The organism is Actinokineospora guangxiensis, from assembly GCF_042657845.1.
Lineage (GTDB): Bacteria > Actinomycetota > Actinomycetes > Mycobacteriales > Pseudonocardiaceae > Actinokineospora > Actinokineospora guangxiensis.
Map to the genome: position 1 here is coordinate 124699 of NZ_JBHSKF010000006.1, position 20525 is coordinate 145223.

Here is a 20525-nt window from a genome sequence, read left to right on the forward strand (position 1 = left end):
CGGGGTCTTGCCCCGTTCGTTACATTCCGGAGAACGCCCGCGTGTGACCACTGCCCGGAGTGCACGGCACGGACGAGGAGCAAGCATGGACGCGCCCTGGATCAGCACAGCGTTCGCCGTCGCGTTCGGGATCACCGCCATCTGGTCGGCCGCCCGGCTGCGGCTGCCCGGCGACCGGCTCAACGGGCTCTCCCACCTGCTGATGGGCGTCGGGATGGTCGCCATGTTCGCCCCCGCGCTCGACCCGCTGCCGCAGGCGGTGTGGGTGGTGCTGTTCGGCCTGTTCGGGCTGTGGCTGGTCGCCACGGTGCTGCGCGCCGGCGCCCCCGACTCGGAGCTGGCGGTCGAGAACCGCGGCCACCGCGCGCACGCCGCCCTCTCCACCGGCGCGATGGCCTACATGTTCCTCGCCATGGGCGCGCCCGCGGACCACGGCGAGGTCGCCCTCGCAATGGCGGGCCCGGTGCTGGCCCACGACCACTCCGCGGGCGGGTCCACCCTCGCCCCGGTGAGCGTCGCGCTGGCCGTCTACTTCCTCGGCCACGCCGCCTGGTCGGTCCGCGCCCGCCTGCGTGAGCCCGCCACCGCGGGCCCTGCCCTGTTCGGTCCCACGGCCGCCACCGCCTGCCACGTCGTCATGGGCCTGGGGATGGGCTATATGTTCCTGCTCATGGCGGGATGGCCGATGTGATCTCCAGCAGGCCCAGCCGCCGTTCCCACGGGCGGCCCGGCCGCGGTGACCATGGGCGGCCCAGCCGCCGGGCGCTGGCGGGGCGGGTGGCCGCTGGTGTGGTGCTCGCGGTCGGCTTGGGCTGCGCCGGGCACTCCGTCGCCGGCGGGCAGGTCTCGCTCTCGGGCGCGGTGTTCGCCGCCGCGCTGCTCGCCGGTCCACTGTGGCTGGCGGGCAGGCGCGAGCTGACGGCCCCGATGATCGCCCTGCTCCTCACCTTCGGCCAGCTGCTCGTCCACGTCGCGTTCCTCGGCTCGCACGACCCGGCCGCCCACGCCGACTCCACCCCGTGGGGGATGTGGCTGGCACACGCCGCCGCGGGCGCGCTGCTGGGCCTGTGGCTGCGGGTGGGGGAGCGCAAGCTCTGGCAGGCGGCCAGGCGCCGCATCGCCATGCTCCTTCGGCCGCGCCTGCCGCGCGCGGTCGCGGTGCTCGTGCGCGTCACCCGCCAGAGGCCGCGCGCGGCCACCTCAGCTCTGCTGCGGCACTCCATCGTTCTCCGCGGGCCGCCCGCCGGGGTCTAGGAACCCCAGCTCCCACAACCACGGACCCGACAGGGCCCGTGTGCCCCCGTGCGTCCCGAACCCCCCGGAGTGCCGCCATGACCACCGTCCAAGACCCCGAGCGCGACCCCGACGCGCTGCTCGCCGAACCCGCCCGCGCCGAGCACCTGTCCGCGGGCAGGGCGCTGCGGCTCGTGCTGCGCCGCGTGCACTTCCTCGCGGGCCTGGCCATCGCCCCGTTCCTCGCCGTGCTCGCCGTGACCGGCCTGATGTACGCGTTCACCCCGCAGCTCAACGACCTCGTCTACGGCGACAAGCTCTCCGTCTCCGAGGACACCGCGATCGGCGCCACGACCGCGCCGGTGGACGACCAGGTCGCCGCCGCGCTCGCCGCTCACCCCGACGGCGCCCTGAAGTCGGTCATCGTCTCCGCCGACCCCGAGCGCACCACCCGTGTCGTCCTCGACGTCCCCGGCCTGGACACCAGCGGCGGCCCGTTCGGCTCCGAGGCGATGACCGTCTACGTCAACCCCCACACCGCCGCCGTGCAGGGCGAGCTGATCACCGTCAGCAACGAGCCGCCCCTCCAGCGCTGGCTGCGCGACCTGCACGGCAACCTCAACCTCGGCGACCCGGGCAGGCTCTACGCGGAGTTCGTGGCCAGCTGGCTGCCCGCGATCGTCCTCGGCGGCCTGGTCCTGTGGTTCGCCGCGCGCAGGCGCAAGACCAAGAAGGCCGCCGCGGGTCGGGCCAGGACGAGCCGCTGGCACGGGCGCGTCGGCGTGTGGGCCGCCATCGGCCTGCTGGTGCTCAGCGTCACCGGCCTGACCTGGTCCACCTACGCGGGCGCCCGGGTCTCGGACTTCGTGGACGCCGTCGACGGGCGTTCGCCCACGCTGGAGTCCGCCGACGTGCTGCCCAGCGCCGAGCGGATCAGCCTGGAGCGCGCCCTGGCCACCGCCCGCGACGGCGGTTTGGAAGGCGACCTCATCCTCACCGCGCCCACCGAGCCGAACCGCCCCTTGAAGATCAACGAATCGTCGGTGGGCCTGCCCGTCCAGAAGGACAGCGTCGCCGTCGACCAGTACACCGGAGCCATCACCGGCCGGGTCGGCTGGGACGACTACCCGCTGATGGCCAAGCTGACCTCGCTCGGCATCGCCGCCCACAGCGGGAACCTGTTCGGCATCGCCAACCAGCTCCTGCTCGCCGCCGTCGCGCTCGCCGCATTGGCGCTGCTGGTCCTCGGCTACCGGATGTGGTGGAAGCGCCGCCCCCGCTCCGGCGGCCTGGCCCCCGCACCGGAGCCGGTGTGGCGGCGCATGCCGCAGCCGCTGGTGTTCGGCGTGCTCGTCGTGGCCGCGGCCGTCGCCTGGGCCATGCCGGTCTTCGGGGTGACGCTGCTGCTGTTCATGATCGGCGACGCCGCCTACGGCGAGCTGCGGCGCAGGCGGAGGCCGCAGCGGGTCTAGCCGAACGTCCGGCGACCGCCCAGCCACGTGCCGAGGACGGCGACGTCGGCGGGGCGCTCGACCGCGGTCGGGTCGCGGGCCAGCCACACCAGGTCGGCCTGCTTCCCGACCGCGAGCGTGCCCCGGTCGCGCTCGGCGAACGCCTGGTACGCCGTGCCCTCGGTGTACGCGGCCAGCGCGGTCTCCACGTCGATGCGCTCGCGCGGCACCCAGCCGCCCTCCGGGACACCGGCGAGGGTCTGCCGGGTGACGGCGACGTGCACTCCCTCCAGCGGGCGCGGCGAGTCCACCGGCCAGTCGCTGCCGAAGGACAGCCGCGCCGCGCCCGCCACCGTGCGGATCGGGTACTGCGCCGCCGCCCGCGCCGCGCCGAGCTTCGGGATGGTCAGCTCGGTCTGCGCCGGGTCCAGCTGCGCCCAGTACGGCTGCATGTTCGCGATCACGCCCAGCGCGGCGAAGCGCGGCAGGTCATCGGGGTGCACCAGCTGCAGGTGGGTGATGACCGGCCTGCGGTCGCGCGGCGGGTTCACCGACGCGGCGTGCTCGACCGCGTCGAGGGCCAGCCGCACACCGCCGTCGCCGATGGCGTGCAGGTGCAGCTGGAAGCCGTCGGCGTCGAACGCGGCGGCGGCCGCCAGCAGCTCCTCCCTCGGCCACACCGGGGTGCCGTGCCCGCACGAGTGCGCGTACGGCTCCAGCAGCGCCGCCGTCCGGGTCTCGATCACGCCGTCGGTGAAGAACTTCACGGTGTGCGCGCTGACCAGCTCGGAGGCGACCCGCCGCCGCTCGGCCCCGAACAGCGGCCGCTGCTCGCGCCACTGCTCGGGGTCGGCGCGCAGCGCCAGCGCCACCCGCAGGTCGGCCGTCGCCCGGTACGCGTCGGCGATCCCGGAGCCCAGGTCCACCCACGCGTCCTGCACCCAGGTCACCCCGCACGCCGCGTACACGGCGGCGGCGTGCCGCGCGGCGGCGGGCAGGTCGAGCAGCCCCGCCGGGACGAGCCGCAGCACCAGGTCGCAGGCCGCCCACTCGCGCAGCGTCCCCATCGGCTCGCGCACCACCCCCGGCACGTCCGACCCCGACGCTCCGGCCAGCTCCAGTGCCACCGTGTTGCACCACACCGCGTGGTAGTCGCCCGCCCGCAGCACCACCGGCCGGTCGGGCACGGCCGCGTCGAGCCAGCGCGCGTCGAAGACCCCGTCAGGCGCCAGCGTCGGGTCGTAGCCCGCGCCGACGATCCACGGCGCACCCGGGTCGGCCTCGGCGTGCGCGCGCACCGCCTCGACCACCTCCGCCACGCTCGACAGGCCGCTGACCCGCGCGCCCTGCCGCTGGAGCCCGCCGAACACCGGGTGCGCGTGCCCGTCGCCGAAAGCGGGCATCAGGAACCCGCCCGCCAGGTCGACCAGCGTGTCCGCGCGCAGCGCCAGCGCCTCGGCCCCCAGCGCGCACACCCGCCCGCCCCTGACCGCCAGCGCGTCGCTCCGCCGCCCCCGGCCTGCCCAGACGACACCGCCGGAGAAGACGGCCTCAGCCGTCGAACCGATCACCGAACCCTGCTCCCCACCCTGCGCGCGCAGTGCTGAAAGTCATCCCGGACGGCCCCGCGACGGCCGCCCGATCCCGTACGATTCCCGGCGAGTAACCGCAGCCAACGCGGGGGAAGACCGGTCGAATCCCGGCGCTGACCCGCAACGGTAGGCCACTGCCAGCCAGTGGCGAGCCCGAACACCCGCAGGCCGCGCACTGCTCCGAACACCGTCGAGGACAGCGGTTCGGAGCCCGCCCGGGCTTCGTTCGCGCCACTGAAGGGCGTGACACACACATGAGCGGACGTCGCACCGCCGCCGGATTCGCCATCGCGTTAGCGCTCGTCGCGGCGGGCGCGCCCGCCGCGACAGCGCAGGACGAGGCCGGGCCCCACGAGGTCGCCGCGGGCTGGCTCGCCGGTCAGCTCGTCGACGGCGACCACATGGAGACCACCTTCGACGGCACCGCCTACCCCGACCACGGCCTCACCGCCGATGTCGTCCTCGCTCTGAACGCGGCGGGCTCGGCCCAGGACTTCGCCGCCGCCGCCACCGAGTGGCTGGCCGCCAACGCCAAGGACTACGTGGGCGACGGTACGACCTCCGCCTACGCGGGCGCGCACGCCAAGCTCGCCATCGTCGCTCAGGCCCAGGGCGCCGACCCGGCCGACTTCGGCGGCGTCGACCTCATCGGCGGACTCACCGCCCTGCAGGCCGAGTCCGGCCGCTTCAGCGACAAGTCCGAGTACGGCGACTTCAGCAACGGCATCAGCCAGTCCCTCGCCGTCCTGGCCCTGCACCGCTCCGGTGGCGCGCCCGAGGCCGCGGTCAAGTACCTGGTCGACGCCGAGTGCGAGGGCGGCGGCTTCCCGCTGGAGCTGGAGAAGGAGACCTGCGCCGCCGACGTCGACACCACCGGCTACGCCGTGCAGGCCCTCGCCGCCACCGGCGCGGACGTCACCTCGGCGCTGACCTGGCTCGGTGAGCAGCAGAAGGACAACGGCGGCTTCGAGGGCAGCGGCCCCACCGCGGTCGTCAACGCCAACAGCACCGGCCTCGCCGCGACCGCGCTGGCCGCGGGCGGCGACCAGACCGGCGCCGACAAGGCGATCGCCTACCTGCTCAAGCAGCAGGTCGACTGCGCGGGCAAGGCCGAGACGCGCGGCGCGGTCGCCTACGACGCCTCCGGCTTCGACGCCGCCACCGCCGCCCGCGCCACCTCGCAGGCCATCCCCGGCATCACCGGCGTCTCCCTCGCCGACATCACCGCCGAAGGCGCCACCGCGGAAGCGGTCGTCCTGGCCTGCGCCGCCCCGCCGACGACGACCACCACGACCGTTCCGGCCACCCCGACCAGCACCACCCCGCCGGTCGCCGACAAGGACGAGCTGGCCCGCACCGGCGCCGAGCCCGGCCCGACCGCCGCGTTCGGCGGCCTGCTGCTCCTCGCGGGCGCGGGACTGGTCTTCCTCGCCCGGCGCCGCAGCACCTCGTGAGCCGCTGGTCAGCGCTCGCCGCCGCGGCAGCGGCGGTCGGGGCCACCGTCGTGTGGGCTCCCACCGCCGCTGCCGCGGCCTGCTCCACCACCTCCGGGGTGACCGTCGTCGTGGACTTCGGCGGGGGAGCGCAGGTATCGTGCGCGGCGGGTGACCCCGCCAGCGGGCTGGCCGCCCTCCGGGGAGCCGGCTACGGCTACACCTTCGTCGCCCGGCAGCCCGGCATGGTGTGCCAGATCAACGGCTCACCCAACTCCACCTGCCAAGCCGCGCCCCCGACCACCGCCTACTGGTCCTACTGGCACGCCCCGCGAGGCGGCTCGTGGACCTACAGCTCCGCGGGCGCGGGCTCGCGCAACCCGGCTCCCGGCACCGTCGAGGGCTGGGCGTTCGGCGCGGGCAGCCCGCCGGGCATCGCCCCACCCGCCAAGCCGGCGCCGCCCAAGCCGCCTGCTCCGAAGCCCACCACCCAGCCGCCCGCTCCGCCCGCGCCACCCAAGCCTGGACTGCCGCCCAAGCCGGGTGAGCCGACCGCGACCGCCTCCGCGACCACGGCACCGCGCGCCACCACGACCACCGGCAAGCCCTCGGCCACCACCTCCGCACCCGCGTCCTCCACGGGCTCGACAGCCGCGACCACTTCGGCACCGCCGGGCGACACCACCACCGTCGCCCCTGGTGTCGCGGTCGACGTGCAGCCGACGGCGACCGAGGACGGCGGCGGCAACACCACCGGATTCCTCGTCGGCGTCGGCGCGGTGGCCGTCATCGGCGGGCTGGCTCTCGGCGCGGCGCGCAGGCGGGCCAAGGCTGATCCGTGACCCTGCACCCCGGTGCGTGGTGGCTGTGGGCGCTCGGACTGGCCGCGGTCTCCGGGCGCACGTCCAACCCGCTGCTGCTGGCGCTCGTCGCCGTCGTGGCGGGCTACGTCGTCATGCGCTGCCGCTCGAATGCGCCCTGGGCGTCGGCCTACGGGATGTTCCTCAAGCTCGGCCTCATCGTGATCGCCATCCGGGTGCTGTTCCACGTCCTCATCGGCGGCATCACCGGGCCGACCGTGCTGTTCACCCTGCCCGAGGTCCCACTGCCGGGCTGGGCGCAGGGCATCCGGCTCGGCGGCCCGGTCAGCGCCGAGGGCCTGGCCCACGCCGTCTACCAGGGGTTGCAGCTGGCCGTCCTGCTCGGCTGCGTCGGAGCGGCCAACGCGCTCGCCAACCCCAAGCGGCTGCTCAAGACGCTGCCTGCCGCGCTCTACGAGGTCAGCGTCGCCGTCGTGGTGGCACTGACCGTCGCCCCCCAACTGGTCGTCGCGGCCCGCGACGTCCGGCGCGCCCGCCAGCTGCGCGGCGACCCGGTGCGCGGCAGGCGCGCGATCCGCACCCTGCTCGTCCCGGTCCTGGAGGACGCCCTGGACCGGTCGCTGACCCTGGCCGCCGCCATGGACTCCCGCGGCTACGGCCGCACCGCGGGCCTGCCGCGCCGCACCCGCGCGCTGACCTCGGCACTCGTGGTCGCCGGGCTCATCGGACTCTGCGTCGGCGCGTACGGCCTGCTCGACGCCAGCGCCCCCGGCCTCGTCGGCGCGCCCGCCCTCGCGGTCGGCGCGCTGCTGGCGGTGGCCGGGCTGCGCGTCGGCGCGGTCCGCGTGCGCCGCACGAAGTACCGGCCCGACCGGTGGACGCCGCGCGCCGTGCTGGTCGCCGTCTCCGGCCTGGCCGCGATCGCGGCGACGATCGCCGCCGAGCTGATGGGGGTGGGCCTGGTGCCCTCGACGGTCCCGCTCGAACTGCCCGAACTCCCGCTGCTGCCCGCCATCGGCGTGCTGGTCGCGCTCGCGCCCATCGCCATCACCCGCAGGACGGAGGTCGCGGCGTGATCCGCTTCGACGGCGTGTCCGTCAGCTACGAGGGCACCACCGTCCTGTCCGGGGTGGACTTCGAGCTGCCGGAAGGCGAGCTGTGCCTGGTCGTCGGCGGCACCGGCGCGGGCAAGTCGACGCTGCTGCGCGCGGTCAACGGCCTCGTCCCGCACTTCACCGGCGGCACCATGACCGGCCGCGTGCTGGTCGACGGCCGCGACACCCGCACCCACCCGCCGCGCGAGCTGGCCGACGTCGTCGGCGTGGTCGGGCAGGACCCGATTGCCGGGTTCGTCACCGACACCGTGGAGGAGGAGCTGGCCTACTCGATGGAGTCGCTGGCCGTGCCCGAGGCGGTCATGCGCAAGCGCGTCGAGGAGACCCTGGACCTGCTCGGCCTCGCCGACCTGCGCGACCGCACGCTCAGCACCCTCTCCGGCGGGCAGCAGCAGCGCGTCGCCATCGGCGCGGCGCTGACCGCGCACCCGCGTGTCCTCGTCCTCGACGAGCCCACCAGCGCCCTGGACCCCGGCGCGGCCGAGGACGTGCTCGCCGCGCTGCACCGACTCGTGCACGACCTGGGCATGACCGTCCTCATCGCCGAGCACCGCCTGGAGCGGGTCGCCCAGTACGCCGACAGCGTCCTGTGGGTGCCGGGGGCCGCCGCACCCCCCGTCCTCGGCGACCCCGGCCAGGTGCTGGCCGAGGCGCCCGTCGCCCCGCCGGTCGTGCGGCTGGGACAGATCGCGGGCTGGGAGCCCCCGCCGGTGTCCATCCGCGACGCCCGGCGCAAAGCGGGCGGACTCCGCGAACGCCTCGCGGGTGTGTCCGGCAAGTCCCCCGAACCGGTGGCGGGGGGCGTCCTGCTCACCGCCACCGGCGTCGACGTCCGCCACGGCGCCACGCACGCCGTGCGCGGCGTCGGGCTCACCGTCCGGGCGGGGGAGCGGCTGGTTCTCATGGGGCGCAACGGCTCCGGCAAGTCCAGCCTCCTGTGGGCGCTGCAGGGCACCGGCAAGCGCGCCGGGGGAGCGGTGGCGGTCTCCGGCGACGACCCCGCCAAGCTCAAGCCCGCCGCCCGCCGAAGCCGGATCGGCTTGGTGCCCCAGCGCCCGTCCGACCTGCTCTACCTGCACACGGTCGCCGCCGAGTGCGCCCAGGCCGACAGCGAGTCCGACAAGCCGCAGGGCACCTGCCGCGCCCTGCTCGACCGCCTCGCCCCCGGCGTGGCCGACCCGGTGCACCCCAGGGACCTGTCCGAGGGACAGCGCCTCGCGCTCGTGCTCGCGATCGCCCTCACCCCCGCGCCCGACGTCCTGCTCCTGGACGAGCCCACCCGCGGCCTCGACTACCCCGCGAAGTCCCGGCTGGCCGAGGTGCTGGGCGAACTGGCCGACGCGGGGCACGCCATCGTGCTGGCCACCCACGACGTCGAGTTCGTCGCCGAGACCGCCACCCGCGTCGCGGTCATGGCCGACGGCGAGATCGTCACCGACGGACCGGCCGCCGACGTCGTCACCTCCTCACCGGTGTTCGCCCCGCAGGTCGCCAAGGTGCTCGCCCCGCTGCCGCTGCTGACCGTCGCCGACGTCACCGCCGAACTGGAGCGGGTGTGACCGGCCTGCGGATCGGCCCCCGCGCCGCGGTCGCGGTCGTCCTGTCCGGGGTCCTCGGCATCGCGGCGTTCTGCTGGCCGCTGATCGTCGACCCCGGCGCGGCCCTGGCGCGCGGTGCGGACGCGCCGCTGACCTTCGCGCTGCTGCTGCCGCTCGCGCTGGCCGTCGTGCTGGCCGAGGTCAGCGAGGGCGGCATGGACGCCAAGGCGGTGGCCATGCTGGGAGTGCTGAGCGCGCTCGGGGCCGCCGTCCGCGCGGTCGGCGCTGGCACCGCCGGGATCGAGACGGTGTTCTTCCTGATCATCCTGGCCGGGCGGGTGTTCGGGCCCGGCTTCGGCTGGGTGCTGGGCAACACGACGCTGTTCGCCTCGGCACTGCTGACCGGCGGCATCGGGCCGTGGCTGCCGTACCAGATGCTCGGGGCCGCCTGGGTCGGCATGCTCGCCGGACTGCTGCCGAGGTCGAGCGGGCGGGTGGAGCTGGTGCTGCTCGCCGGGTACGGCATGGTGGCCTCGCTGGCCTACGGCATGCTCCTGAACCTCTCGTTCTGGCCCTTCGCCATCGGCACGGGAACCGCGGTGTCCTTCGTCCCCGGCGACCCGGTCATGGACAACCTCGCCCGCCTGGTGACCTTCAGCCTGGCGACGTCACTGGGCTGGGACATCGGCAGAGCGATCACCACCGTCGTGCTGGTCCTCGCCACCGGAACCGTGCTGCTGCGCGTCTTCCGCAGAGCCGCCCGACGCGCGGTGTGGGATCGGGCCCGCACAGGTGCGGACGTGGCGGCAAGGCAAGGCTAGGCTAAGCGGGATGGTCGTCCTGTCGCACAGAAAGGCCGCACCGTGACCCGACTGAGCGCGGAGAACCTGACCCTCGCCTATGACCGGCGCGTGGTCGCGACCGACCTGGACGTCGCCATCCCCGACGGGTCGTTCACCGTGATCATCGGACCCAACGCCTGCGGCAAGTCCACCCTGCTCAACGCCTTCGCCCGGCTGCTCACCCCCAGCGCCGGCCAGGTGCTGCTCGACGGCCGCGCCATCGCCGGTTACCGCTCCAAGGAGGTCGCGCGGCGGCTGGGGCTGCTGCCGCAGACCTCCACCGCGCCCGGCGGCATCACCGTCGGCGACCTCGTGGCCCGCGGCCGCTACCCGCACCAGAAGCTGCTGCGCCAGTGGTCGTCCGCCGACGAAGCCGTCGTCCGCGACGCCATGAGCCGCACCGGGGTGCTCGACCTGTCGACGCGGCCGGTGGACGAGCTGTCCGGCGGCCAGCGCCAGCGGGTGTGGCTGGCGCTGGTGCTGGCCCAGCAGACCGACATCCTGCTGCTGGACGAGCCCACCACCTTCCTCGACATCGCCCACCAGTACGAGGTGCTCGACCTCTGCGCCGACCTCAACGAGCGCGAAGGCCACACCCTGGTGGCGGTGCTGCACGACATCAACCAGGCCTGCCGCTACGCCACCCACCTGATCGCGCTGCGGCCGGGCGGGGTCGTCGCCGCGGCGGGCCGCCCCGGCGACATCGTGGACGCCGACCTGGTCAAGTCGGTCTTCGGCATCCAGGCGCGCGTGGTCGACGACCCGGAGACCGGCACGCCGATGATCGTGCCCGTCGCGCGCGACCGCGCCTCAGCCGCGAGCGTGGCCTAGCTTCCAGTAGCCGGAGAACAGGATCTGCTGCCGGTGCAGACCGGTCTCGTGCAGCAGGTGCCTGCGCACCTTGGCGACCATGCCCGCCTCGCCGCACACCCACGCGAAGCCGGGCTCGAGCGGCGGGTCGTCGGCCAGGGCCGCGATGACGGCGTCGCCGCGCTCCCCGTGCAGCCGCAGTACCACCGGCTGTAGCGTCGAGGCGATGGCAGGGGCGGCGAAGTCCTCGCCGACCTCCAGGTAGACACGCAGGTCCGGCACGTCGACGGGCAGCGACTCCAGGATCGCCGAGAGCGCGGGCAGCGCCGCCTCGTCGGCCACGAGCACCTGCGGGGTGACCGGCTGCTGGTAGCCCGAGCCGCCGCCGCGGAACCCGGCGATGTCACCCACCCGCGCGCCCGCCGCCCAGCGCGTGCCGGGCCCGACGTGCTCGTGGATGACGAAGTCGACGTCGATCTCCCGCACCGCGGGCCGGTGGGCGCGCACGGTGTACCAGCGCAGCTCGGGGCGCTCGTGCTCCGGCACACGGTGCACGGCCTGGCGGGTGTTGTAGCGCTCGGGATCGGGCATGCGCAGACCGGCGACCGGGTGCGGCATCAGCAGACCGAAGTACTCGTCAGGCCCGGTGACGGCGTAATCGGCGAACTCGGGCGCGGTGAAGGTGACGCGGCGCTGGTGCGCGCTCAGCTGCTCGACGCCGGAGACGCGCATCGTGAACTGCAGTGCCTCGTCCCTGCGCCGGGACGGCGCGGCGACCAGCGTGGAGACCTTGTCAACCACCGCCGCCTGTAGCCGATTCACCTTCTGCACGTGATCTCCTCACTGCGGGATTAGGCAAGGCTAACTTAAAGCTCAGGGGACGCCATACGCTGGTTTGCGGGGTTCTGGTCACAGTCGGGGCGACGAGGGGTGCCCTTCCGGCGCCGTAAGCGACCGCCTTGAGGGGCGTGCAGGGGGGAGCGTGGGGGAGCGGACCTGCGGCTGTCCCGCCGCTGTCCGACGCCTTGACTCCTGCGTGGATCTCGCAGGGCCTCAAGCTGCGGTTTTGTGCCCGCCTCGGTCAGGCGGGATCTGGTTCGACGCCTGAAGGCCGCAAGTAGCGCACCTGCCGGTCCTCCGTACTTTCACTACTCACTATTTACTATCAAGATAATCGACTGTTGGCGACAGTTCGGGTGTGGGATGAGCGCACGTCGCACAAAACGACAGCAAGGACGGAGGAGGGGAGTCGGCGTGGGGGCGACCTGAACGACTACGAGAGGTCGAACGGCGTGGGGGAGTGGCCTTCCCAGATCCGGCGGGACGCCTGTTCGGGGTAGGGCAGGGTCTTCGACTCGGTGTCCAGGACGCGGGTGAGGTGCTCGCCGGGCCGGTGAGCGGACCAGCCCGCGTCGCCGGTGGTGACGAAGCGGACCCATCCCTGCTGAAGTTCACGGGAAAGCGCGACGGCCTCGGGAGTGGGCTCCTCGCCGATGAGCTGGGTGCCGACGGGGCTGTTGAGCGTGCCGAACGCCAGCGGCACGTCGAGGCTGTGGCACGCGCCCAGGATGCCGCCGAGGGCCGGGGCCACCCAGTTCAGTTCGAACAGGTACGAGGTGCCGCCTGCCGCCGCGTTCGCCTCGGCCAGCTTCTGTGTCGGCATCCGGAAGAGTGCGTCGGAGTACACCGTCTCCACCAGTTCCTCCGGGCCTGCCTGCGGGAACGCGACACGGTAGGCCCGTGCGCCGTCCGGCCGCGGGGCGTGCGACTCCAGGGCCGCGCGGGCGTCCTCCTCGGTGAAGGTGCCGTACCGCCCGCTCATGACGCTGAAGTACCGGAACTCGTCCCGGGTGTGGCCGACGAGCAGTTCGGTCCCGCTCGCGCGCGCACTGGTCAGGGCGGTCCAGGGCGTTTCCGGGAGGATCTCGCCGTCGATGACGGGGCACAGCGCGGTGCCGGTGTCCGTGAGGCGTCCCCAGCTCTCCCGGTGCGCGTGGAGGCCGGCGTTGAACGAGGTGAGTTCGGCGGCCAAGTGCCATGGGTCGATGTCGCGCAGTGCCTCGGCGGTGGGGGCCGTCGCGCCGAGCCGGTCGGCGAACGCGGCGGTGACCTGCCGTGCCAGGGCGGGGGTGCTGTGCAGCCCCGGCACCGAGTGGGCGATGGCCCGGCGGAAGAGTCCGCGCGCGGACTTCATCGTCAGCAGGGCGGCGACCGAGCCCGCCCCCGCGGACACCCCGCCCACGGTGACCCGGTCGGGATCGCCGCCGAAGGCGGCGATGTTGCGCTGCACCCACTCCAGCGCCGCGATCTGGTCGAGGAATCCGCGGTTGGGGGGCACATCGTCGAGGTAGGCGAATCCCTCCGCGCCCACACGGCAGTTGATGGTCACCACGACGACTCCCGCGTCAGCCAGCGCCGCCGGGTCATACATCGGGTCGCTCGACGCCGCCGAGAGGTAGCCGCCCACTGGTATCCACACCAGCACCGGCAGTCCAGCCGCGCCGGGGTCCGGAGTGCCGACGTTGAGTGTCAGCCAGTCAGTGCCCTGCGGGGGCACATCGATCGGCAGGGACAGCGGCACCACGGGGCCGAACTCGACAGCCTGCCTCGTTCCCTCCCAGCGGCGCGGCGGCGCGGGCGCGGCGAAGCGGAGCGCTCCGACCGGAGGCCGGGCGTAGGGGATGCCGCGGAACACCGCGTGCCCCTGCCGCAGACGCCCTTGCACAACGCCTTCCGTGGTTCGTACCTGTGGCTGTTCGACCATGACGGCTCCCTTTCCCCACGGGCAACCCCAGGGTTGTAGGTCAAGTGTATTATGTCAGTGGTATTGGATCAGACCCGGAGCAGGAGGAGGCAGGCCGATGCCGAAGCAGGTGGATCACCGCGGACGCCGTGAGGCGATCGCCCGCGCCCTGTGGCGGGTGGTGGCGCAGCGCGGCGTCGCACAGCTGACGATGCGCGGGGTGGCGCAGGAAGCGGGCATGTCACTCGGGCAGCTGCAGCACTACTTCGCCTCCCGAACCGCCATGCTCTCCTTCGCCATGGATTTCGCGTCTGAGCAGACCTCGGTGCGCGTGCACCAGGGGCTCGAAGGGCTCGGTGACCGTCCGCACCCCCGTGAGGTGCTGCGACTGACGCTCGCGGAGATGCTCCCCCTGCATGCCGACGCCCGCGCGACCAGCCGGATGAGCGCCGCCTACGTCCTGGAGGCACTGCACGACGAGGCCGTGCACGAGCAGGCGCGCCGCGGCCTCGTCCAAGGTCGGGCGCTCATTGAGCAGTTGGTCCGCCAGGCGATCACCGACGGACACATCGACTCCGGCCGCGACCCGGCGACCGAGACCAACCTGCTCCTCGCCCTCACCGGCTTCACCTCCCTGATCGAACTCGATGTCATCAAACCCAGGGACGCGCTCGCCGCGATCGACGTGCACCTGGACCGGCTGTTCAGGACTGCGTGACCTGTTCGGACAGGGCAGATGGGAGTACGGCCAGTTCCAGTCCAACGCCCTGTCATGAGTCATCTATCTATCAAGTATTCACTATCAAGATACTGGACGGTTGTGCAGATCAGCCAGTCCGCTCCGATCGACAGAAGACAACAAGCCAAACCCGCAAAGACGGGTCGAGGTTCACCGTCGTGGAGTTCGCCGAGGTGCGCGGTGGTACGAAGGTGGCGTTCAGGATGAAGTTCCTCAGCCAAGAGGCGTGCGGGGCGGTCGTTTTCTCGCCGGTGCGCGCGGGCAGGGGGCAGAGCTACGAGCGCCTGGGAACGGCGGTCGCGGAGGTGGCGGTATGAAGTGGACTCTGGAAGTCGTCGTCGTTCCGGTTTCGGATGTGGCGCGGTCGAAGGCCTTCTACGAGGACGTGCTCGGCTTCGGTGTCGACCATGACACCGATCTGGGGGAGGGGCGGCGGATGGTGCAGCTGACCCCGCCGGGCTCGGGCTGCTCGGTGGTGATCAGCAGCTTCCTCTCCGACATGGTCCCCGGTTCGCTCAAGGGCGTGCAGCTGGTCGTCAATGATGTCCACGCCGCTCGGGACGCACTGGTCACGCGCGGGTTCGACCCCGGGCCCGTGGTCGTCGTCGGCGCGACGGGTGTGCGGCCCGCGACGACCGAGGACGACCTGAACAACCAGGGCTTCCTGTTCTTCGACGACCCCGACGGCAACAGTTGGGCCGTTCAGCAGATCACCGCCCGTCCATGAGGCCAGAATGATCACGTGATCGGGACTTGTGGCGTGCCCGGGCGCGCAGGCAGACCTACGGACGGTTTCTCGCGGTCGCCTCGGAGGCGCGCGAGGAGCTGTCCACGACCTGGCAGATGCTGCGCAGACATCGGAAGTCCGGCTGAGCATCGACGCCTTCGCCGAGGCGGCGGGTGCTGTGCTGCACGGTCCGGTCGCCGCGGCCGGGGCCGAGCCCGAGCGGGATCGGCCCCGGCGCCGCGGGACCTGGCGCGGATCGCCGAGCAGATGGCCGAGGGCTGAGCGGTCACCGGGTTCGGCGCGGCCATCGGGGGGTGTGGCTCGCGCGTGGTCGCGGCACGCCGGGCGGCAGCGGGATGAGGGCCTGCTGGCCGGTGACGTCGGCGGGCTCGTAGCCGCCGGGGTCGTCCGGCAGGGCCATCTGCTGCTGACTGGCCGCGTCGCGGCGCAGTTCGGCGAGGCTGGGGAGGTTCAGGGGGACGCCGCGGGCGTGCAGTTCCTCGGCGGCGCGGGCGACCCGGGTGGCGGTGACCTCGCCGCCGAGTCCGGCGCGCTCGGCGCAGCGGGTGACCAGGCGCATCAGGTCGATGGTGCTGAGTTCGCGGACGCCGGAGCGGTCCCAGAACAGCCGTGTCCCGCGCGCGGGGTGCGGGCGCTCCTCGTCGGCGTAGGCGTGGAGGTATTCCAGGACCGGGGCGGGCAGGTCGGGCAGGGCGAGCGCGGCGTCGAGGTCGCGGGTGACGACGCGCTCGGGCCGCCACCGGGTGGCGATGAGCAGGCCGATGGCGGCCGTGCCGAGGGCGCCGCCGAGCCAGGGGTCGCGGTGGGCGTGGGTGAGCAGGGTGCGCAGGGTGGTCTCGTCTAGGCGTCGGGCGCTGCCGTGCTCGTGCGGCGGGTACGCGGCGGCGGCGTCGAGGCCGCGGGCGGCGGCGACCGGGTTGCTGTCGAGGACGCCGCGCTCGACGCAGTGGTTGTAGAAGCTGGACCAGGCCGTGGCCGCGGTGGCGACGGTGTTGTGCCTGCGCAGCGGGTGCACGCGGTGGTCGAGGCCTTCGCGGCTGCCCGCGCGGGTCCTGGCGAAGGCCAGGATGTCCTCGACGCGGGCGTCGAGCAGGCCCCGGCCGCGGTGGGCGGTGAGCCAGGCGGCGAACCAGCCGAGGTCGCGCCGGTAGCGGCGGCGCGTGTGGGGCGAGGCCCGTCCGGCGAGCCATTCCTCTGTCAGCGCCTTGATCTCGGCACTCGTGCGCGCAGCAGCCATGCGGACCTCCGCTGTCGACCACTCCCGGTAACTCCCGTCCTCACGAGGTGTACCGGAGGACACCGACATTCCTTCGCCTGTCCGTCACCCGTGTGGGGGTTGCGCGCGGGGGTGGGCGCTGCTCTCAACGGACCAACTTTCGTTTCGTGCTCAGAAAGCGGTGGTAGCTCCCGATCAAGCGACACCCAAAGGAGATCCCGATGTCCACAGGAGCAATCGTCGGCATCGTCATCGCCGCGGTCGTGGTGCTTGTCGTGCTCGCCCTGGTGATGAGGCGCAAGAGCGCAGGTCCCCGGCTGCGGCCGTTGGAGCCCCAGGCGAAGGCGCAGTTCGCCGAGCGGTGGGCCAAGGCGCAGGAGCACTTCGTGGACCGTCCGGACGCCGCGCTCGCCGAGGCGGACCGGATCGTCGCGGACGTGATGACCGAGCGCGGCTACCCCAGCGATGCCGACCACGAGCGCCGCGAGGCCGACCTCGGCCGCGCGCACCGCGACGACTACCACGCCGCGCACGAAGTTCTGGTGCGCACCGGCAACGGTGGCGCCTCCACTGAGGACATGCGCGAGGCGATGGTGCGCTACCGCGCCATCTTCCAGGACCTCGTCGGCGACACCCCCGCCAAGGCATCGCACTAAATGGGCAGCGCACCACACAAGCAGGAGGACAGCTCAATGCCCCAGACCGAACGCGGTGCCGACGGTGCCGCCGTCCCCGTTGTTCCCGCCCGTCCCGTCACCCCTCCGTCGCCGCGCCAGGGCGACGCCGTGCGCGACGAGCACCGGGCCAGTCCGGTCGATTCCGCCCAGGAGCGCCTGGTGCGCCCCGGTGAGCAGCCGGACGCGACGTCCGCGGGCGGGCACCGCCTGCCGGAGCGGCACGACAAGGGCGAGAGGAACGACCACCACGTCGACCGGTCGGACCACCGCCAGGCCGACCAGGCGGGAGACCACGGCGCGCGGCACCAGGTCGGTCGCCAGGCCGACGGGCACGCGACCGGAGGCTCCCAGTACGCGAGCACCGATGAGATCCCGGCGCAGCGCGAGCACCTGTTCGGCACGCAGGAGGCCGACGGCTTCCGCGAGCGCTGGCACCGGGTGCAGGGTTGTTTCGTGGACAATCCGGCGGCTTCGGTCGAGGAGGCCGACAAGCTGGTGGGCGAGGCCATGAAGGCTCTCGCCGAGCACAAGCGGTCGCTGGAGTCCTGGCGCGAGAATGGCGCCCAGACCGAGGAGCTGCGGCACGCGCTGCGCGACTACCGCGCGTTCCTGGACCGCCTGCTGCGGGTCTGACCCGAGCTGCCACCCGACGAACAGCATCCGACGCGAAGAGGACCCGGCCGATGCGGCCGGGTCCTCTTCTGCGCGCGGTGGGCGCGGTCAGACCGCTCAGCTGTCCGCGCTCGCCGCGCTCCCACCGCCGCTCGCCGCGCTGCCGCCCCCGCGCCAGGGGCTGTCGGCGGAGTCGACGCGGGGGGCGGGGCGGCGCACGACCGGGCTGTCCGCGGAGTCGGCCACGACCCTGGGCTGGACGCGGACCGGGCTGTCGGCCGCGGACGCGGCGGGGGAGTCGGCGGACTCGGGGGAGTTGTCCACCCACTTCGGGTCGCCGGGGGAGTCCGACGCCGACTGCGCGGACTCGACGGCGGAGGCACCGGGGGAGTCGGCGGACTCCGGCGAGGGGTCGACCCAGCCGGGGTCGCCGGGGGAGTCGGAGCCGGAGCCCGCCGAGTCGGTGACCGAGGCGCCGGGGGAGTCGGCGGACTCCGGGGAGGGGTCGGTGTACTCGGGGTCGCCAGGGGTGTCGCCCGCGGTGTTGGCCGAGTCGATGGCGGAGGCGTTGGGCGAGTCGGCGGATTCCGGGGAGCCGTCGGCCAGCTCGATGACCTCGACCTTCTGCGCGTCGCGCACGTCGGTGCCACTGGAGGCCAGCGCCGCGGCGGTGGTGCCGAAGCCGGCCAGCGCGATCGTCGCGGTCGCCACCAGCCAGGGTCGCTTCATGCTCATCGGGAAGTCCTTTCTGCGTACTTCTGTGTCTGGTGTCCAGTTTCGGCGGCGGGTGTGAAAGACAGGGGAGCCGAAGGTGAGGGACCGTTCATGCCCAGTTGATCCACTGCTCGGCCAGGCGCAGCCGGTCGGCCGTGTGCTCGCGCCAGTCCGCTTCCTGCACGCGGTGGGGCCCGGTGGCCAGGGACAGCACGACGGCGGCGGTGCGCAGGCGCAGCGCGGTGGCGGGCAGGTCCTGCTCGAAGCGGCGGTGCATGGCCATGCCCAGGTCGTTGATGACCTCGGCGCGGCCAGGCCGCAGCTGGGCGAGGACGCCGAGGTGGGCGAGCAGGCAGGCGGCGTCGTCGAGGCGTTCGCCGCGGCCTGCGGTGTCGATGTCGAGCAGGCCGGTGGGCCTGCCCGCGGCGACCATGAACTGGGTCTCGTAGAAGTCGCCGTGCACGGGCACGCGCGGGCCCTGGGGGTCGCGGTGGTCCACGGCGGCGGCGAGGTCCTTGGCCCAGACGCCGAGTTCGGGGGCGATGCCCGCGATGACGCCCGCGTAGTGCGGGGCCTTCTGCCCCCAGGTGTCGCGGGTGCGGTCGGCGAGGGTGGGCAGGTGGTCGAGCAGGCGCACGACGGCGTCGGGGTCGACGTGCACTGCGCCGGTGCCGAGCAGTTCCTCGCGCAAGGTGCGGCCGGGCAGGGCGGTGAGGACGACGAGGCCGTCGTCGGTCCAGCCGAGCGAGCGCGGCACGGGGCAGCCCGCGGCGGTGCCCGCCCGGTGGCGCTCGTGCAGGGCGGTGGCGCGCCGGGGGCGGACGACTTTGATGAACACCCGCCCGCGGTCGGTGGCGATCTCGACCACGGCGCGCCTGCGGGGTCGGTAGGCGCGCAGCCGGACGCGGGCCGGGCCGCCGTCGCCGGCGCCGAGATCGCGGGCGAGCCGCCCGGCGGCGACCGAGTCGACGGCGCGCGCGAGGCCGGGCAGGTCGGGGTCGTGCGGGTAGCGCCACATGCCGATCTCGGTGTCGCCGTCGGTGAGGCGGGTGGTGGCGGTGGGCAGGTCGCCGTCGCAGGCGCCGAGGGTCTCGGAGGTCTCGGTGCCGTCGGGCCAGCGGACGCGGGCGCGGTAGCAGACGGTGGTGCCCGTGCCGGGCTGGTGGTCGACCTGGCGGGTCTGCCAGCGCAGCACCTGCCCGCCGCCCGCGGCGTCGAGCACCGCGGCCATGAGGTCGCCCGCGTCGGGGCCGGTCAGCAGGGAGAGGCCGTCGGTCATGCCGGTCAGCATCCCCGCCGCTGGTGAGGGGGTGCTGAAAGCCGGATGAGCGCGCCTTCATGAACCTCGACCTGACCTTGACCCTAACCTTCACGTAGAGGTTTAGGTGAGGCGCTGAGCTGCTACAACAGGAAACCGGTGACATCGGCGACGTACTCGGTCTCCGCGCCGCCGACCCCGCACAGCCCGGCCCGCCCGGTCACGGTGACGCGTCCGGTGACCCCGCCGCCGCCGTCGAAGGACAGCCGCAGGGACCCGCCGCCGATGTCGCTCGGACAGATCGCCGCCCCGGCCGGGGCGGCGAAGGCGTTCAGACCCGTGGCCTCGGTGACCGTCCCGTCCGGCTCGACGGTCACCTCCACGGTGGGTCCGCTGGTGACCGTCGTGCGGGCGAGGTCGACGTCGGCGGCGCTCGCGGCGGGGAAGCACCCGGCGTTGCTGCCGAACCACAGGGCCCCGACCTGCGGGACTCCCACGGGCGATCCCACGGCCAGGCACACGTCCAGCGCGTTGACGCCGTTGGCGGTGCCGACCTCGGCGATGGTGCCGGTGACGTAGAGGTGCGCCTCGTGCCGGAAGGGCCTGCCCGCGACCGTGCCGCTGACGCGCACCGCGTACTCCCCGAGCCCCACGACGGCGTCGGGCTTGTCGGGTTCGGGCTCGGAGGTCCGCGTGGTGGTCGACGCCCTCGGGGCGCGCGTGGTGGTCGAGGTGGTGCTCCGCGGGGCCGTGGTGGTCGTCGCGGCGGCTGTGGTGGTGGCCACGGGCAGCGTGCTCACGGCGGCGGCGTCGGGCTCGGCGTGGGAGCAGCCCACGGCGGCCGCGGTCAGGACCGCGGCGAGCACCAGCGCGGGGACACGGGCCACACCCGCTCCGTCGCGGGCCACGCGGTCGCCGTTACCCGGCGCGCGCGGCGGCGGCGTTGATCACCCGCCCCGGCGGCGCGGGCCGATAGGCTGAGC

The 20525-nt window shown here is 73.8% G+C and carries 21 protein-coding genes; 14 read left to right on the forward strand and 7 right to left on the reverse strand.

Annotation, left to right across the window (positions count from 1 at the left end):
- The first annotated feature begins 85 nt into the window (after positions 1-85).
- The 3 genes from ACFPM7_RS14780 to ACFPM7_RS14790 all read left to right on the forward strand — a co-directional run bounded on the left by ACFPM7_RS14780 (position 86) and on the right by ACFPM7_RS14790 (position 2705).
- The gene (locus tag ACFPM7_RS14780; protein ID WP_378248174.1) at positions 86-691 is read left to right on the forward strand and encodes a DUF5134 domain-containing protein; all 606 of its coding nucleotides are present in this window, start codon (positions 86-88) and stop codon (positions 689-691) included.
- A gap of 86 nt (positions 692-777) precedes the next feature.
- The gene (locus tag ACFPM7_RS14785; RefSeq protein ID WP_378248175.1) at positions 778-1254 is read left to right on the forward strand and encodes a hypothetical protein; all 477 of its coding nucleotides are present in this window, start codon (positions 778-780) and stop codon (positions 1252-1254) included.
- 77 nt (positions 1255-1331) lie between these two features.
- Positions 1332-2705, forward strand: a complete 1374-nt coding sequence (locus tag ACFPM7_RS14790) for a PepSY-associated TM helix domain-containing protein (RefSeq protein WP_378248176.1) — start codon at positions 1332-1334, stop codon at positions 2703-2705.
- On the opposite strand, the gene ACFPM7_RS14795 is transcribed toward ACFPM7_RS14790, so the two are convergent.
- Positions 2702-4255 (reverse strand): amidohydrolase, encoded by a 1554-nt coding sequence (locus tag ACFPM7_RS14795; RefSeq protein ID WP_378248177.1) that lies wholly within the window; start codon positions 4253-4255, stop codon positions 2702-2704. The two genes, ACFPM7_RS14790 and ACFPM7_RS14795, sit on opposite strands and share 4 nt — an antisense overlap.
- Before the next feature lie 275 nt (positions 4256-4530).
- On the opposite strand from ACFPM7_RS14795, the gene ACFPM7_RS14800 reads away from it, so the two are divergent.
- Genes ACFPM7_RS14800 through ACFPM7_RS14825 form a run of 6 tightly spaced genes read left to right on the forward strand, consistent with a single transcriptional unit; the run spans position 4531 to position 10856 of the window.
- Positions 4531-5730 carry an LPXTG cell wall anchor domain-containing protein gene (locus ACFPM7_RS14800; RefSeq protein WP_378248178.1) on the forward strand — a complete coding sequence of 400 codons (1200 nt, stop codon included), beginning with the start codon at positions 4531-4533 and terminating at the stop codon, positions 5728-5730.
- Positions 5727-6551: a hypothetical protein gene (locus ACFPM7_RS14805; protein WP_378248179.1), complete on the forward strand. Its 825-nt coding sequence runs from the start codon at positions 5727-5729 to the stop codon at positions 6549-6551. Before ACFPM7_RS14800 ends, ACFPM7_RS14805 begins: the two co-directional genes overlap by 4 nt.
- Positions 6548-7606 (forward strand): CbiQ family ECF transporter T component, encoded by a 1059-nt coding sequence (locus tag ACFPM7_RS14810; RefSeq protein ID WP_378248180.1) that lies wholly within the window; start codon positions 6548-6550, stop codon positions 7604-7606. The genes ACFPM7_RS14805 and ACFPM7_RS14810 overlap by 4 nt, the downstream gene beginning before the upstream one ends.
- Entirely contained in the window at positions 7603-9204 is a 1602-nt protein-coding gene (locus ACFPM7_RS14815; protein ID WP_378248181.1) for an ABC transporter ATP-binding protein, read from the forward strand. Before ACFPM7_RS14810 ends, ACFPM7_RS14815 begins: the two co-directional genes overlap by 4 nt.
- Entirely contained in the window at positions 9201-10004 is an 804-nt protein-coding gene (locus ACFPM7_RS14820; RefSeq protein ID WP_378248182.1) for an ECF transporter S component, read from the forward strand. Before ACFPM7_RS14815 ends, ACFPM7_RS14820 begins: the two co-directional genes overlap by 4 nt.
- A 42-nt stretch (positions 10005-10046) precedes the next feature.
- Positions 10047-10856, forward strand: coding sequence for an ABC transporter ATP-binding protein (locus ACFPM7_RS14825; RefSeq protein ID WP_378248183.1), 810 nt, complete (start codon positions 10047-10049; stop codon positions 10854-10856).
- On the opposite strand, the gene ACFPM7_RS14830 is transcribed toward ACFPM7_RS14825, so the two are convergent.
- A complete protein-coding gene (locus ACFPM7_RS14830; protein WP_378248184.1) occupies positions 10836-11666 on the reverse strand; it encodes a siderophore-interacting protein in 831 nt (276 codons plus the stop codon). The genes ACFPM7_RS14825 and ACFPM7_RS14830 overlap by 21 nt on opposite strands.
- Positions 11667-12108: 442 nt before the next feature.
- A complete protein-coding gene (locus ACFPM7_RS14835) occupies positions 12109-13599 on the reverse strand; it encodes a carboxylesterase/lipase family protein (protein ID WP_378248185.1) in 1491 nt (496 codons plus the stop codon).
- 97 nt (positions 13600-13696) lie between these two features.
- Here ACFPM7_RS14835 and ACFPM7_RS14840 point away from each other — a divergent pair, with 97 nt between their 5' ends.
- From ACFPM7_RS14840 to ACFPM7_RS14850, 3 genes are all read left to right on the forward strand, one after another.
- Positions 13697-14296: a TetR/AcrR family transcriptional regulator gene (locus ACFPM7_RS14840; protein ID WP_378248186.1), complete on the forward strand. Its 600-nt coding sequence runs from the start codon at positions 13697-13699 to the stop codon at positions 14294-14296.
- A 179-nt stretch (positions 14297-14475) separates the two neighbouring features.
- Positions 14476-14634: an SRPBCC family protein gene (locus tag ACFPM7_RS14845; RefSeq protein ID WP_378248187.1), complete on the forward strand. Its 159-nt coding sequence runs from the start codon at positions 14476-14478 to the stop codon at positions 14632-14634.
- A complete protein-coding gene (locus ACFPM7_RS14850) occupies positions 14631-15044 on the forward strand; it encodes a VOC family protein (RefSeq protein ID WP_378248188.1) in 414 nt (137 codons plus the stop codon). The genes ACFPM7_RS14845 and ACFPM7_RS14850 overlap by 4 nt, the downstream gene beginning before the upstream one ends.
- A gap of 286 nt (positions 15045-15330) precedes the next feature.
- Here ACFPM7_RS14850 and ACFPM7_RS14855 read toward each other — a convergent pair whose 3' ends face one another.
- Entirely contained in the window at positions 15331-16302 is a 972-nt protein-coding gene (locus tag ACFPM7_RS14855) for a site-specific integrase (RefSeq protein WP_378248189.1), read from the reverse strand.
- 200 nt (positions 16303-16502) lie between these two features.
- Between ACFPM7_RS14855 and ACFPM7_RS14860 the strand changes: the two genes are divergently transcribed.
- Both ACFPM7_RS14860 and ACFPM7_RS14865 read left to right on the forward strand, forming a co-directional pair.
- Positions 16503-16937, forward strand: coding sequence for a hypothetical protein (locus ACFPM7_RS14860; RefSeq protein ID WP_378248190.1), 435 nt, complete (start codon positions 16503-16505; stop codon positions 16935-16937).
- 36 nt (positions 16938-16973) lie between these two features.
- Positions 16974-17591, forward strand: a complete 618-nt coding sequence (locus ACFPM7_RS14865) for a hypothetical protein (RefSeq protein WP_378248191.1) — start codon at positions 16974-16976, stop codon at positions 17589-17591.
- Between the two features lie 96 nt (positions 17592-17687).
- On the opposite strand, the gene ACFPM7_RS14870 is transcribed toward ACFPM7_RS14865, so the two are convergent.
- The 3 genes from ACFPM7_RS14870 to ACFPM7_RS14880 form a co-directional block, all read right to left on the reverse strand.
- On the reverse strand, positions 17688-18305 hold the full coding sequence (locus ACFPM7_RS14870; RefSeq protein WP_378248192.1) for a hypothetical protein: 618 nt from the start codon (positions 18303-18305) through the stop codon (positions 17688-17690).
- An 88-nt stretch (positions 18306-18393) separates the two neighbouring features.
- Positions 18394-19563 (reverse strand): phosphotransferase family protein, encoded by a 1170-nt coding sequence (locus ACFPM7_RS14875; protein WP_378248193.1) that lies wholly within the window; start codon positions 19561-19563, stop codon positions 18394-18396.
- A gap of 122 nt (positions 19564-19685) precedes the next feature.
- Complete coding sequence (locus ACFPM7_RS14880) at positions 19686-20429, reverse strand: hypothetical protein (protein WP_378248194.1); 744 nt, start codon at positions 20427-20429, stop codon at positions 19686-19688.
- Positions 20430-20525 lie beyond the last annotated feature (96 nt).